Origin of the sequence: Microbacterium sp. ZW T5_56, from assembly GCF_044987425.1 — a bacterium.
GTDB lineage: Bacteria > Actinomycetota > Actinomycetes > Actinomycetales > Microbacteriaceae > Microbacterium.
Window position 1 is genome coordinate 1 of sequence record NZ_JBJDRI010000020.1, and the last position, 12,675, is coordinate 12,675.

The window sequence follows — 12,675 nt, forward strand, 5'->3', positions numbered from 1 at the left end:
GGGCGCAGGTAGGGAAGGGGGAGACGAGGGAGGCGTAGCGTGAGGGCATGACGTCGCGACTGGCCGCACTTCTCGGAATCGACTCGCCGATCGTGCTCGGTCCCTTCGGTGGGCTGTCGTCGGTGGACCTGACAGCGGCGGTGAGCGATGCGGGCGGGCTCGGCTCCTTTGGCCTCTACGGCTATGACGCGGATCGGATCACCCGCACAGCCGCGGAGCTTCGCGATCGGACCGATCGTCCCTTCGCGCTCAATTTGTGGATTCCGACCGGCGATGAGGTTGCGCCCGACGACGTGGACTGGGATGCGGCCACGACCGCCCTGGCTCCGCTGTTCGACGCCGTGGGGTTGGACATTCCGGAACGTCCGGCGCGTTTCCTGCCCGATATCGGTGAGCAGATCGATGCGGTCATCGCGGCACGGCCCGCAGTGCTGAGCCTGGTGTTCGGTGCGCCGGACGCGGACGTGATGGACCGCCTGCACGACGCGGGCATCCTCGTGGTCGGAACGGCGACGACGCCGGCCGAAGCGGTCTTCCTGGAGAGTGCGGGAGTCGACGCGGTGGTGGCGACCGGGCTCGAGGCCGGTGGGCATCGGGTTTCGTTCCTGGCGCCGGCAGAGGACTCGCTGATCGGAGCGATGGCGCTGGTTCCTGCGGTGGTCGACGCCGTGTCAGTGCCGGTGATCGCGGCGGGCGGGATCGCGGATTGTCGTGGTGTCGCGGCCGCGTTCGCCCTCGGTGCAGACGGCGTGCAGGTGGGCACGGCGTTCCTCGGCGCGGTGGAATCCGCAGCACCCGATTCGCATCGCGCCGCGCTCGCAGCCGTTCCCGAGACCGGAACCGTGCTGACTCGGGCGATGAGTGGTCGCCTCGCGCGCGGGGTGCGCAACGCCGCGGTGTCGACGATCGAGAGCGGCGGTTCTGTCGCTCCGTTCCCGGCGCAGAACTGGCTCACCGGACGCTTCCGCGCTCGCGCCGCGGAGCTCGATCGCGGCGATCTGCTGTCGCTGTGGGCGGGCCAGGGGGCGCTGCTGCGTCCGTCGTCCCCCACCCCGTCCGCCGCCGCGGTCTTCGCCGAACTCGCCGCCGGCCTGCCGCGCTGACCCTACACATGACCCGCAGCGCCCGCTGCGGGTGGCGTTCACGCGGCCTGCTGCCTGCGGCGCGCGGCCTGTCGATTGTCGCGTCGCGCTGTCTGCGGTTGGCGGCGGCCTGCCCTCCGTCGCCCGCGGCCTGGCTCCCGTTGTGCCCCGCGGTCTGCGGTCTGCCCCGTCGCGCCTGCCGACCCCTCGCGCGCGGCCACCCGGTACGCCTCGCCGCCGGCCTCCCGCGCTGACCTACACATGACTCGCGAGACTTCCGAACGTGGGTGAGAATCGCCGCGTTGCGCGGATTCTCACCCACAGAAGGAAGTCTCACGGGTCATGGGTTTCGTGACGCGGTTTGACGTTGCAGTGATCCCGGGGTGTTCCTGCGGGGATACGGTCGAAGTATGAGTCCGGACTTCCCCGATCAGCTGCACGCGGACGCGCCCCACGTGGACGCCCAAGTCACGGCGGAGCTGTTCAAGCTCGCGTTCCGCGGGCACCCGGGCGGTGTCGCCGTCATCACGGCGGATGCCGGTTCAGGACCCGTGGCGCTGACCGCCACCTCCGTCGCGTCGGTGAACGCGGAGCCGCCACTGCTCATGTTCTCCGTCACCACGCTCTCATCGGCCACGAAGGTGATCGTCGAAGCCGACACAGTCGTCGTGCACCTGCTCGACACCCAGGACCTGGAGCTCGCCCAGATCGGTGCCACGAAGGGCATCGATCGCTTCGCCGACACCGACTCCTGGACTCGACTGTCCACGGGCGAGACGGTGTTCCACGGGGTGCGGGCGTGGCTGCGGTGTCAGATCATCGACACCATCGATGCCGACGGATCGACGGTGATCGCGGCGCGGGTGCTGCAGGTCGGGATCAACCGCGACATCACGGCGGGCGACACCACCGACTCACTCGCCTACGTCAACCGCCGGTGGCACCGCCTGGGCGACCACTCCGCCATCGACGCCCCCACCACGCGTCCCACGACGTAGCGGAGCGACGCGAACGGAGGAGATTTGCGCGAAACGAGGGTGATTTCCCCGATTTGGTCCGAGATTCAGCGCATCGTCCTCGTTTCGCGCCTCACGGCGCGCCGCATCCCCGCGCCGCCGCGACCACGCAAGGGACGCACCCCCGTGCCGCGCGTGCCCACCACGTCTCGACGCCCCCACCACGCGTCCCCCCGCGTAGCTGACCGACGCGAACGGAGGAGATTTGCGCGAAACGAGGGCGATTTCCCTGATTCGGTCCGAGTTTCGGCGCATCGTCCTCGTTTCGCGTCTCACGGCACGCCGCATCCCCGCGCCGCGCACGCACGGGACTCACCTACGTCTCCACGCCCCCACCACGCGTCACACGACGTAGCGGAGTGACGCGAACGGAGGAGATTTACGCGAAACGAGGATGATCTCCCCGATTCGGTCCGAGTTTCAGTGCATCGTCCTCGTTTCGAGTCACGGCACGTCCGCGCGCGACTACGAGGTATGAAGCTCACGCAGAAGCCGGACGAAGTGATCGAGATGCGTCGGCTCCAGGGCTGAGAAGAAGCGCTCGTCCGCGTCTTCCACGGCGCGATTCGCCGCGTTGACCAGCGGCACAGCCTGGTCAGTCACTGCGACGATAACGGCGCGACGGTCGGTCGGGTGCGGCAGTCGGGTGATCAGCGAACGCTTCTCCAGACCTCGCAGCACCTGCGATGTCATCATCGCGTCCGTCCCGGCGGCATCCGCGAGCTGGCGCTGCGTCACAGGTGCCGGCTGCAGGGAGAGCAGCGTCGCGAGCAGCACGAACTGCACGTGCGTGAGGTCATGGGGTGCGAGCGCCGCCCGGACGCGGCGCTGCCAGGCGTTCGTGGCCTGCCAGAGCAGGAAGCCGGGACTGGCATCGGCCTCCGCGAAGCGTGTTTCCAGCCCGCTCATGCGCGCATCGCCTTGCGGATGATCGCCACGTCGTTCGGGACGAGCTCGATGAGTCCGAGACGGAGTTGATAGCCCCAGTTGGCACCGGAGGTGAGTTCCAGCTGCGGTCGCAGTTCGTCGAGCGTCACGGGAGCGCTGGCCTCGTAGTCGATCCGGCGTCGGAACGGGTGGAAGTCGCCCTCATCGGCCTGCCAGATCGCGTCATCGGGAAACGTCCCGATCGCCGTGAACGACTTCAGCCCGTCGGGTTCGCCTCGCACGGTGGTGGGCGAGTAGTAGATCAGCGTGTCTCCGGCACTCATTCGCGCCAGCGGGGCGCGCTTGCCGTGATTGATCTGCGCAATCCCGAGCTGAACGCCGCGCTGCACGTGCTGCGCGGACACCACGCCGAGCCAGCCGCGACTCATGCTGCACCCACCTGAGTCAGGAGGCCCTCGAGGTTGCGCTCGGCGGCAGGGGCGAAGTTGCGACGGAGGAGAATCGCCCACAGCGCGCGCAGCGGGCCGGACACGCCGATCGTCACCGACGCTCGACTTCCGGCGCCCTCCGGTTCCACCTCATGCCGAAAGCACAGGACCGCCCCCGGCAGTCGCGAGGTGGTCGTGAGCAGCCGGTCCGGATCGACCTCCGTGATCGTGAAGGAGGTGGCCGGCCCCGTGGCGGGGCGCATCCAACCGCGCGCGCCCTCTCGCGACTCGCCGGTGAAACGGACGTCGGCGACGTCCGGATCCCACCGCACCCACTCCCGAGGACTGGCCCACAGGCGATAGACGGCGCTGGGCGGATGCGGAGTGTGGCGATGGTGTGTGCTGAGGACTCTCACTCAGATAGTATGCGCGCTTATTAATTCTGAGGTCAAGTCGGCACGGCATAGGCTCGAGGGGTGCTGGGCGTTGAGGAACTGACCTGGGGAACCCTGATCCTCATCGTGCTCGCGGGGTTCGCCGCGGGGTGGATCGATGCGGTCGTGGGCGGAGGAGGGCTGCTGCAGCTGCCCGCGCTGCTGCTGGTGCCCGGGCTCGCGCCGGTGCAGGCCCTGGCCACCAATAAGCTGGCGTCGATCTTCGGCACCACCACGAGCGCGGTCACCTTCTTCCGACGTGCGAAACCGGACCTGCGCACGGCGCTGCCGATGGCGTTCATCGCGCTGTGCGGGTCGCTGGGCGGAGCGTTCGTCGCCACCGTGCTGCCGTCATCCGCGTTCAAGCCGATCATCGTCCTCGCTCTCATCGTGGTCGCGGTGATCACGGCGGTGCGTCCGAACCTGGGGCGTGAGGCGGCGCTGCGGTTCCACGGCCGCCGCCACTATGCGGTCGCGGTCTGCGTGGGCGGGGTGATCGGCTTCTACGACGGGATGATCGGCCCGGGCACCGGCAGCTTCCTCGTGATCGCCCTGGTGGGCCTGCTCGGCTACGACTTTCTGCAGGCGAGCGCGAAGTCCAAGATCGTCAACGTCGCCACCAATCTCGGTGCGCTGCTGCTGTTCATCCCGCACGGATCGGTGATCTGGGGGCTCGGAATCGTGCTGGGCATCGCCAATATGCTGGGCGGCTACCTGGGCTCGCGGATGGCGATCGCCCGCGGCACCGGATTCATCCGCGCAGCGTTCCTCGTTGTCGTCTCGGTGCTGATCATCAAGCTGGGCTTTGACGTCTGGAACGAGAACGTCGCCCCGGCCCTGGCGGGCTGAGGCGACGCTCCGGGACGAATCGGGTCAGGACGCGGCGGCGGCGCGCTCGCGCGCGCGGAGGTCCTTACGCAGGATCTTGCCGGCGGATGACTTCGGCACGGCGTCGATGAACTCGACCCGGCGCACCTTCTTGTGCGGCGCGACGTGTTCGGCCACGAACGTCATGACCTCCTCCGCGGTGAGTCCCGAATCCGGTGCTGCCACCACGAACGCCTTGGGAATCTCCTGGTGGTCCTCGTCGTCCACGCCGATGACCGCGGCGTCCATGATCTTCGGGTGCTGCAGCAGCAGCGCCTCGAGTTCCGCGGGCGCGATCTGGTAGCCCTTGTATTTGATGAGCTCCTTCAGCCGGTCCACGATCGTGTAGTAGCCGTCGCGGTGCGCCTTGGCGATGTCACCGGTGTGCAGGAAGCCCTCGGCGTCGAGCGTCTCCGCGGTGGCGTCGGGACGGTTCAGGTAGCCCACCATGACGTTCGGTCCGCGCAACCACATCTCGCCGGGTTCGGTGAACCCGTCTTCGCCGAACTCGGTGACCTCCGCGCCGGTCTCGGCATCGACCAGCTTGCACTGCATGTTCGGCAGCAGCCGGCCGATGGAGCTGATCGGGCTGGTCTCATCGTCGAAGCCGATCATGTGCGATGCCGGGCTCATCTCCGTCATGCCATAGCCCTGACGGATCTTCGACTTCACGCGCGTTGCGGCCAGTGTCGCGGTGTCGCCGTCGAGGGCCGCAGCACCGGAGAACAGCATGCGGATGCTGGAGATGTCGTACTGGTCGACGATGGGGTGCTTCGCGAGCGCCACGGCGATGGGCGGTGCCACGAAGACGTATGTGCACTGGTGCTTCTGGATCAGCTCCAGGAACTGCACCAGGTCGAATCGCGGCATCGGCACGAGAGCGGCGCGCTGAATGAGCGCGAGGTTCAGCAGCACCGTCATGCCGTAAATGTGGAAGAACGGCAGCACGGCCAGCACCCGGTCCTCGGCAGTCACGTCGAGCATGATGTCCGCCTGCTGGACGTTCGCGACCAGATTGCGATGCGTCAGCATCACGCCCTTCGGAAGCCCGGTGGTGCCCGATGAATAGGGGAGCACCGCGATGTGTGTGGCGGGGTCGAACGAGACCTCGGGAGCGGGGTGCTGTTCGACGAGCAGATCGCGCAGGCTCGGGTGCCCCTCGGCGCCGTCCATCACGATGAGGTGGTCGTCGTCGATGCCGTGCTCTGCCGCGGCGGCCTTCGCCTGCGTCAGGAACGGGGAGATGGTGACGAGCCAGGTGGCGCCGGCATCGTGCAGCTGATGGGCGACCTCCTCGGCCGTGTACAGCGCGTTGATGGTGGTGACCGTGATGCCGGCACGCAGCGCGCCGTGGAACACCGTGGCGAACGCCGGGATGTTGGGACTCAGCAGCGCCAGGGTGGTGTCGACGCCCGCACCGCGCGCGGCGAGCGCGCCGGCGAACGCGTTGATCTGGCCGCGCAGTGCGCCGTAGCTCGTCTCGGCTCCGCTGGCTGGATCGATGAACGCGATGCGGGCCGCATCCTCATCCGTCAGGTCGGCGAACAGGTAGTCGTAGATGGTGACATCGGGAATGTCCACGTCGGGGAAGGTGCTCTCGAACACAGGGAACTCCATCGTTCAGGCGGCCTCGGTGCCGCTACTCAGGATTCAAGCACGTGAGGTGCATTCGCAGCGCACCAAAATGCGCACGCGCATCCCCGATTGTCGGGGCGGCTAGGGTCGGGGGATGGCTGTGCGCGTCGTGTGCTGGGACTGGAACGGGACTCTGCTCGATGACGTCGACCGGTGCCTGCGGGCGATGAATCACGTGCTCAAGGCATACGATCGTCAGCCCATCACGGACACCGAGGCATATCGGGCAAGCTTTGGGTTCCCGCTCGCGGACTTCTACGCGCGCCATGGCATCACTGCCGCACAGTTCCGCGAGGCCGCCGATCTGTATCTGCGTGTGCTCGACTCGTCCGCTCGGACGGCTCGGCTGCATCCCGATGCGCGCGAGACGATGCGCCTGCTGCGCGAGCGGGGAGTGCGCCAGGTGCTGGCATCGGCGACGCTCACGGATCTCCTGAACGAGCAGCTGCGACCCTTCGACCTGGCCGATCAGTTCGAGACGGTGCTCAGCATCACGGATCCGTACGCTGCCTCCAAGCATGACGTCATCGCCGCGTGGGTGCAGGGTGCGGGAGTGGATCCCGCGGACGTGCTGATGATCGGCGATACCAATCATGATCGCGATATCGCCCGCGCGCTCGGGGCGCGCTTCGTGCACTTCGGCGGTGGGCACCAGCACCTGGCGGACCCCACGGCGGCGCGCATCTCCCAGCTGCGGACTCTCGTCGACCTGGTCTGATCGTCTACGCCGACAGCCGCATGCCGAGCCGGCCCGGTGGGGCCTCCGCGGCGCGGACCGCGGTGGCGTCGTCGATGAGCTGACGGTTGCGGAGGTCCGCGATGGCACGCAGCAGATCCTCGCGGATCGCCGCGAGCCGCGGTGCGGGGAGTGCCGCCAGGCTCGTCGCCAGCGTGGCGGGCCGGTGCCGTGTTCTCAACCACCGTCCGAGCCCCTGCGGCTCCGGGGTGCGGCCGAGAGTGTCCAGCACGCCCGGCTCGGCGTGGAACGCCGCGGCCTCGATCCGTTGCCAGTCGCCGGGATCGAGCCGCCGCAGCCCACGCACCAGGGTGGTCGCCGGTCCCGCGTGCTCCATCGACATGTCGGGGAGCGTAGCGGGCGCGAGAGTCCGTGGGATGAACGATGAACGAACCTGACGGTGGGGTGGGAGTCCGAACGGAACGCCGGAGGAACCGAGACTATGCATGATGCACGACCTAGGCTCGGACGACGAGAACGTGAGGAGTGATCATGGCGGAGAAGACCGACGTCACGTCCGTGGATGCCGTGGATCTGGTGCGGTACGCGGGGCTCTGGTACGAGATCGGCAGACTCCCGCTGTTGCAGGAGCCCACGGATGGCGCGGACATCACCGCGGAGTACACCCTCCTGGATGACGGCACCGTGCGGGTCGACAACCGCTCCTTCGATGGCGACGCCCAGCCGCGTCGGGCCGTCGGAATCGCCCGGCCGGCGGATGGCGCGTTCAGCCGCCTCAAGGTGTCGTTCCTGCCCCAGGCGCTGCGCTGGCTCCCCTTCACGGAGGGCGACTACTGGGTGCTGAAGATCGACGCCGACTACACCGTGGCGCTGGTGGGCACCCCGGACCGAAAGCACCTGTGGCTGCTGTCGCGCACCCCACGGCTGTCGGGAGAGGTGGAATCGGAGTTCCTGATGGAGGCTCAGCGGCAGGGTTTCGATCTCGCCGCGTGGATCCATCCGGTGCAGACCGGCGGGCGCGTCACCGACGACATGGTGGAATGAGCTTGCGTCTGCCCCGGGGTCAGGGCTGAACCTCGTGTTGTCGGCGGCCGTCGCCGACGCGATGAGGAAGAAGACATGGTGCGATTCACGATCGGCGAGTTCGCCGCACTGACCGGGCTCACCCCGAAGGCGCTGCGGATCTACGACCGGCTCGACCTGCTCGCCCCGGCCGCGGTCGACCCGCTGACGGGGTACCGCAGCTACGCCCCGGAGCAGGTGGAACGGGCTCGGCTGGTGGCAGCGCTGCGTCGCGTGGGCGTGCCGCTGGCGCGTATCCGCACCATCGCCGATCTGCCGGCCGCGGCAGCCGCCGCCGAGCTGACGTCGTACTGGCGTCAGACCGAGGCGGATCTGCGGTCGCGGCGCGGCGTCGTGCACGGACTCATCGCTGACCTTCGGGAACAGGAGATCGAGATGACCACGACGAAGACGCCCGCGGCTCGCGCGGAGACGCTGCTGCTGCAGGGAGGCCGGGCAGAACAGGCCGACGCTGTCTGGGAGACGGAGGACGCGTGGGCGGTGGCGGATGGATTCGGGCCCGCCGGCGCGGCGGCGGCTCATCGTGCGATCGACGAGGTGCGGCGGGCGGGACACCAGGCCGCCGGACTGGAGGCGGCCTTCGCGACCGCGGCCGCCGAAACCGACGCGGACAGCGGCTGCACTCTGACGGTGGTGGCTCTCGCCCGTGATGTGGCCACGATCGCGCACCTCGGTGACTCGCGGGCCTGGCTGTTGCGAGAGGGCGTGCTGCGTCAGCTGACCTTCGACCATTCCGAGGTGGCGACGCTGGTGGCGGAGGGGCGGTTGAGCGAGGAGGAGGCGCGGCTGCATCCGCGCCGGGCCGTGCTCAACCGCGCGATCGCTGCCGGGCTACCCACCGAGCCAGACGTCACCGGCGTCCGCGTGGTTCGCGGTGACTGGCTGCTGCTGAGCACCGATGGAGTGCACGCGGTGCTGCCGCCGGAGCGCATCGAGGAGATCCTCACGACCGCGACGAGCGTAGGCGCGGCGCGGGACGAGCTCGCCGCAGCGATCGAAGACGCCGGCGCGCCGGACAACGCGGCCGCGGTGATCGTCGAGATCGGCAGCTGAGGCAGGATCGGCGACTGAGTCGGCTCAGGCGACTGAGCCGGCTCAGGACGGGATCGAGACCTCCGCATAGAGCCCGCCGCCCGGGCGCGGCTGCAGCTGAAGCGAACCGCCGTGCGCGCGCACGATGGACGCCGTGATGGCGAGCCCCAGCCCGACGCCGGCGGTGTCGCCCTCGGCGCGACGCGCGGTGCGCTCGCCGCGGGCGAACGGCTCGGTGAACGTGGCCACGGCCTCGGCGCTGAGTTCCGCGCCGGTGTTCTCCACCGTGAGCACCGCACGTCCCCCGGGTCGGGTCTCGGTGCAGACCCAGATCGTCGGCTCCGCTGCACCGCTGTAGGCGATCGCGTTGCCGATGAGATTGGCCGCGAGACGCACCAGCAGCACCGGATCACCGACGGTGGGTGCCGGATCGCAGCGCTGGATCAGCGTGACGCCGCGCCTCTCGGCCAGCGGCAGGGCCGACTCCAGTGCTTCTTCCGCTGCGAGCGACAGGTCGGTGGGCATGCGGGTGACCGCCACATTGTCGACGCGTGACAGCAGCAGCAGGGCCTCGATCGTGGCGGACGCGCGGTCGTTCACGCTGGCCAGTCGCGCGATCAGCTGCTCGGTGTCCGCGTTGGGATCCGTGGCCGCCACCTCCAGCATCGTGCGCGTCACCGCCAGTGGCGTGCGCAGCTCGTGCGACGCGTTCGCCGCGAACCGACGCTGCTCGTTGAGTCGTCCCTCCACCTGCGCCACCATGTCGTCGAACACGTCGGCCAGATCGTGCAGTTCGTCTCCCGCACCCGGCATCGCGATGCGGTGCGACAGCGAGCCCTGACTCACGAGTCGTGCGGCGTCGGTGATGGCGCGCACCGGACGCAGCATACGGCCGGCGAGGAACCATCCGCCGACAAAGCCGGCGAGCACCACGATCGCGTATGCCAGGGTGGCGCGAGGCAGGAAGGCGTTGAGGAGATCCTGCTGGTTGGGGATGAAGCCGCGGTCCGGGTCGTGCAGTGGCCCCGTCGGCACGTACCGCACGGCGTAAGCCAGCGCGACCGCCCAGATCACCCCGCCGGCGAGGGCGGCCACTCCGGCGTAGGTCAGCGTGAGCTTCATGCGGATCGAGAGCCCGCGGGGCCGGTACGGAATGTTCATGCGGTCTCGCCGAAGCGGTAGCCCACACCCGCCACGGTGTGGATGAGCCCCGGCTCTCCGAGGCGCTTGCGCAGTGCCGAGATGGTGATGCGTACCGCGTTGGTGAACGGGTCGGCGTTCTCATCCCAGGCACGGGCGAGCAGATCCTCCGCGCTCACCACGCCGCCCTCGGCGCTCATCAGAACCTCCAGCACGGCGAACTGCTTGCGAGTGAGGGGGATGTAGCGCCCATCGCGGTAGACCTCGCGGCGGAAGGTGTCCAGCTTCAGACCGGCGGCCTCGTGCACGGGCGGCAGCGTGGCACGCGGACGACGCGCCAGCGCGCGCAGCCGCAGCACCAGCTCGCGCAGCACGAACGGCTTGGTGAGGTAGTCGTCCGCTCCGAGCTCGAAGCCGCTCTCCTTGTCGTCCAGTCGATCGGCGGCCGTCGCCATCAGGATGCGCGTGCCGACGCCCGACGCGATGATCTGGCGGGCGATCTCGTCACCGGATGGACCCGGGATGTCCCGATCCAGCACCACGGCGTCGTAGGTGTTGATCGCCAGCAGCTCGAGCGCGGCGTCGCCGTTGAGGGCGAGGTCCGCAGCGATCGCCTCGAGGCGCAGGCCGTCGCGAATGGCCTCGGCCAGGAACGGCTCGTCCTCCACGATCAGTACTCGCATGCTCTGAGCCTACGGATCGCGGTGTATCGCGGGCGTATCGATTTCGGCATACGCCGTGGCAACACGCGCTCGCGTGGAATGAGCACCATGAACCGCACCCAGACCCGACCCCCGTTTGTCCTCCGTCTCACCCTCGTCGCGCTCGTGCTGACGCTGATCATCTGCGTGGTGGCGGCGGCGGTCTCCCAGGCGCTGTCCCCGCGGCCGGCGGTGGCGGGACAGATCGAGCCGACCGGTGAGATCGGGGCGGCGGACGGCATGGTTCCCGACGGTGAGCCGCTGGACACCGATGGATCGGAGGCCGCGATCGCGGGTCTGAATCGTGACCTGCTGGCGGCGCTGCGGGACGCGGCCGCTGCGGCAGAGGCCGACGGGATCGACCTGCGCGTGACGAGTGGCTGGCGCACCGAGCGGTATCAGCAGAAGCTGCTGGATGACGCCGTCGCCGACTACGGCAGCGCCGAGGAGGCCGCGCGTTGGGTGGCGACGCCGAAGACCTCCGCACACGTCCGCGGGGAGGCGGTGGACGTGGGCTTCACCGACGCCTACTCCTGGCTCATCCAGTACGGCGCGCAGTGGGGGCTGTGCAACGTGTACAACAACGAGCCCTGGCACTTCGAACTCACCGGCACGGATGAGTCCGGGGCGTGTCCGGTGCCTTACACGGATCCCACCGAGGATCCGCGGCTGCAGGGCTGATCAGCGAACGACGGCGATGACGGATGTGGGACGCGCCAGCACCTCGGTGCTGACCGAGCCGAGCAGGAACCGTGCGATCGCACCGCGACCGTGGCTGCCCACCACCGCCAGACGTGCCGTGCGGGCGTGGCTGAGGATCACGGCTGACGGGAAGCCCGCCTCGACCTCCACGCGCACCTCCAGCTCTGGGTGGGCCTCGCGGATGCCGGCGACGGCCGCGGTGACTGTCTCCTTCGTGAGCGTCTGCAGCGACTCCTTGTACTCGCTGGTGATGAGCACGGGGCTGGAGACCGCCTGCAGCGGCGTCCACACACCCAGAGCGATGAGCGGCTCACCCAGACGGACGGCCTCACCGGCGGCGAAGGCGATCGCCGCCTCCGAGATGGAGGATCCGTCGACGCCCACGACCACGCCCGAGCGTTCCCGCTCCACGATCTCGGCGACCACGACCACCGGGCAGGCTGCTCCCGCCGTGATGCGCGATCCGTGTTCGCCGCGGGCACGCGGGTCGTCGGCCAGCCGGTCGCTGCCGATCACGAGGAGTGCGACATCCTTCGAGCGCTCCAGCAGCACGCGAACCGGATCGCCGCTGATCGCCTCCGTGGTGATCGGGAGGCCCGCCTCACGCCGGGGACGGACGATCTCCCTCAGGCGCTGCTCGGTCTGGAACTCACGTTCATCGCGTGTGGCCTGATCGCCGACGCTTCCGGTGGCTCCGCCGATGACGGAGATGACGTGGAGGTCCTGGCCCAGCGCGGCCGCGCGCTCCGCGGCCCAGTCGAGGGCCCGAAGGCCCGCGTCGCTGTCGGTGATCCCCACGAGGATGGTGTTGCCGCCCATGATTCCCGTCCTTTCATGACGAGCCTCTCGCATCGCCCGGCGGGGGACGATGCCACGGGCCGTGAATGTGGACGCGAGTCGCTCACGGGTGGTCACCGGCTTCGACAGACGACGAACGGGAGGTTTTGGAGCCTCCCGTTGTATCCAGGAT

Annotated in this window: 15 protein-coding genes; 7 read left to right on the forward strand and 8 right to left on the reverse strand. The window is 69.0% G+C overall.

Going from position 1 to position 12,675, the window contains the following annotated elements; all coding sequences use genetic code 11:
- Positions 1–47 precede the first annotated feature (47 nt).
- Together ACI3KU_RS10975 and ACI3KU_RS10980 are read left to right on the forward strand one after the other, a co-directional pair.
- On the forward strand, positions 48–1,103 hold the full coding sequence (locus ACI3KU_RS10975) for an NAD(P)H-dependent flavin oxidoreductase (RefSeq protein WP_404922349.1): 1,056 nt from the start codon (positions 48–50) through the stop codon (positions 1,101–1,103).
- Positions 1,104–1,492: 389 nt separating this feature from the next.
- Entirely contained in the window at positions 1,493–2,080 is a 588-nt protein-coding gene (locus tag ACI3KU_RS10980; protein ID WP_404922350.1) for a flavin reductase family protein, read from the forward strand.
- Between the two features lie 483 nt (positions 2,081–2,563).
- Here the strand turns inward: ACI3KU_RS10980 and ACI3KU_RS10985 are convergent, their stop codons facing one another.
- Genes ACI3KU_RS10985 through ACI3KU_RS10995 form a run of 3 tightly spaced genes read right to left on the reverse strand, consistent with a single transcriptional unit; the run spans position 2,564 to position 3,830 of the window.
- Entirely contained in the window at positions 2,564–3,007 is a 444-nt protein-coding gene (locus tag ACI3KU_RS10985) for a MarR family winged helix-turn-helix transcriptional regulator (RefSeq protein WP_404922351.1), read from the reverse strand.
- Positions 3,004–3,414: an EVE domain-containing protein gene (locus ACI3KU_RS10990; RefSeq protein WP_404922352.1), complete on the reverse strand. Its 411-nt coding sequence runs from the start codon at positions 3,412–3,414 to the stop codon at positions 3,004–3,006. Before ACI3KU_RS10990 ends, ACI3KU_RS10985 begins: the two co-directional genes overlap by 4 nt.
- Positions 3,411–3,830, reverse strand: a complete 420-nt coding sequence (locus tag ACI3KU_RS10995) for an SRPBCC family protein (protein WP_404922353.1) — start codon at positions 3,828–3,830, stop codon at positions 3,411–3,413. Before ACI3KU_RS10995 ends, ACI3KU_RS10990 begins: the two co-directional genes overlap by 4 nt.
- Positions 3,831–3,890: 60 nt before the next feature.
- Here ACI3KU_RS10995 and ACI3KU_RS11000 point away from each other — a divergent pair, with 60 nt between their 5' ends.
- The gene (locus tag ACI3KU_RS11000; protein ID WP_404922354.1) at positions 3,891–4,697 is read left to right on the forward strand and encodes a sulfite exporter TauE/SafE family protein; all 807 of its coding nucleotides are present in this window, start codon (positions 3,891–3,893) and stop codon (positions 4,695–4,697) included.
- Between the two features lie 24 nt (positions 4,698–4,721).
- On the opposite strand, the gene ACI3KU_RS11005 is transcribed toward ACI3KU_RS11000, so the two are convergent.
- Complete coding sequence (locus ACI3KU_RS11005) at positions 4,722–6,320, reverse strand: AMP-binding protein (RefSeq protein ID WP_404922355.1); 1,599 nt, start codon at positions 6,318–6,320, stop codon at positions 4,722–4,724.
- Positions 6,321–6,444: 124 nt separating this feature from the next.
- Here ACI3KU_RS11005 and ACI3KU_RS11010 point away from each other — a divergent pair, with 124 nt between their 5' ends.
- Positions 6,445–7,068, forward strand: a complete 624-nt coding sequence (locus ACI3KU_RS11010; RefSeq protein ID WP_404922356.1) for an HAD family hydrolase — start codon at positions 6,445–6,447, stop codon at positions 7,066–7,068.
- Between the two features lie 4 nt (positions 7,069–7,072).
- On the opposite strand, the gene ACI3KU_RS11015 is transcribed toward ACI3KU_RS11010, so the two are convergent.
- Positions 7,073–7,429, reverse strand: a complete 357-nt coding sequence (locus ACI3KU_RS11015) for a hypothetical protein (protein ID WP_404922357.1) — start codon at positions 7,427–7,429, stop codon at positions 7,073–7,075.
- Positions 7,430–7,578: 149 nt separating this feature from the next.
- On the opposite strand from ACI3KU_RS11015, the gene ACI3KU_RS11020 reads away from it, so the two are divergent.
- Positions 7,579–8,091, forward strand: a complete 513-nt coding sequence (locus ACI3KU_RS11020; RefSeq protein ID WP_404922358.1) for a lipocalin family protein — start codon at positions 7,579–7,581, stop codon at positions 8,089–8,091.
- A gap of 75 nt (positions 8,092–8,166) precedes the next feature.
- On the forward strand, positions 8,167–9,183 hold the full coding sequence (locus ACI3KU_RS11025) for a MerR family transcriptional regulator (protein WP_404922359.1): 1,017 nt from the start codon (positions 8,167–8,169) through the stop codon (positions 9,181–9,183).
- A gap of 42 nt (positions 9,184–9,225) precedes the next feature.
- Here ACI3KU_RS11025 and ACI3KU_RS11030 read toward each other — a convergent pair whose 3' ends face one another.
- Both ACI3KU_RS11030 and ACI3KU_RS11035 read right to left on the reverse strand, forming a co-directional pair.
- The gene (locus tag ACI3KU_RS11030; protein ID WP_404922360.1) at positions 9,226–10,323 is read right to left on the reverse strand and encodes a sensor histidine kinase; all 1,098 of its coding nucleotides are present in this window, start codon (positions 10,321–10,323) and stop codon (positions 9,226–9,228) included.
- Positions 10,320–10,985 carry a response regulator transcription factor gene (locus ACI3KU_RS11035; RefSeq protein ID WP_404922361.1) on the reverse strand — a complete coding sequence of 222 codons (666 nt, stop codon included), beginning with the start codon at positions 10,983–10,985 and terminating at the stop codon, positions 10,320–10,322. Before ACI3KU_RS11035 ends, ACI3KU_RS11030 begins: the two co-directional genes overlap by 4 nt.
- 87 nt (positions 10,986–11,072) lie before the next feature.
- Here ACI3KU_RS11035 and ACI3KU_RS11040 point away from each other — a divergent pair, with 87 nt between their 5' ends.
- Complete coding sequence (locus ACI3KU_RS11040) at positions 11,073–11,684, forward strand: M15 family metallopeptidase (protein WP_404922362.1); 612 nt, start codon at positions 11,073–11,075, stop codon at positions 11,682–11,684.
- On the opposite strand, the gene ACI3KU_RS11045 is transcribed toward ACI3KU_RS11040, so the two are convergent.
- Positions 11,685–12,524 (reverse strand): universal stress protein, encoded by an 840-nt coding sequence (locus ACI3KU_RS11045; RefSeq protein WP_404922363.1) that lies wholly within the window; start codon positions 12,522–12,524, stop codon positions 11,685–11,687.
- Positions 12,525–12,675 lie beyond the last annotated feature (151 nt).

What these genes read in the sequence shown, in the direction of transcription:
- ACI3KU_RS10975 (WP_404922349.1), top strand. Translation starts at nt 48, where the DNA reads ATGACGTCGCGACTGGCCGCACTTCTCGGAATCGACTCGCCGATCGTG.
- ACI3KU_RS10980 (WP_404922350.1), top strand. Translation starts at nt 1,493, where the DNA reads ATGAGTCCGGACTTCCCCGATCAGCTGCACGCGGACGCGCCCCACGTG.
- ACI3KU_RS10985 (WP_404922351.1), bottom strand. Translation starts at nt 3,007, where the DNA reads ATGAGCGGGCTGGAAACACGCTTCGCGGAGGCCGATGCCAGTCCCGGC.
- ACI3KU_RS10990 (WP_404922352.1), bottom strand. Translation starts at nt 3,414, where the DNA reads ATGAGTCGCGGCTGGCTCGGCGTGGTGTCCGCGCAGCACGTGCAGCGC.
- ACI3KU_RS11010 (WP_404922356.1), top strand. Translation starts at nt 6,445, where the DNA reads ATGGCTGTGCGCGTCGTGTGCTGGGACTGGAACGGGACTCTGCTCGAT.
- ACI3KU_RS11015 (WP_404922357.1), bottom strand. Translation starts at nt 7,429, where the DNA reads ATGTCGATGGAGCACGCGGGACCGGCGACCACCCTGGTGCGTGGGCTG.
- ACI3KU_RS11020 (WP_404922358.1), top strand. Translation starts at nt 7,579, where the DNA reads ATGGCGGAGAAGACCGACGTCACGTCCGTGGATGCCGTGGATCTGGTG.
- ACI3KU_RS11025 (WP_404922359.1), top strand. Translation starts at nt 8,167, where the DNA reads ATGGTGCGATTCACGATCGGCGAGTTCGCCGCACTGACCGGGCTCACC.
- ACI3KU_RS11030 (WP_404922360.1), bottom strand. Translation starts at nt 10,323, where the DNA reads ATGAACATTCCGTACCGGCCCCGCGGGCTCTCGATCCGCATGAAGCTC.
- ACI3KU_RS11035 (WP_404922361.1), bottom strand. Translation starts at nt 10,985, where the DNA reads ATGCGAGTACTGATCGTGGAGGACGAGCCGTTCCTGGCCGAGGCCATT.
- ACI3KU_RS11040 (WP_404922362.1), top strand. Translation starts at nt 11,073, where the DNA reads ATGAACCGCACCCAGACCCGACCCCCGTTTGTCCTCCGTCTCACCCTC.
- ACI3KU_RS11045 (WP_404922363.1), bottom strand. Translation starts at nt 12,524, where the DNA reads ATGGGCGGCAACACCATCCTCGTGGGGATCACCGACAGCGACGCGGGC.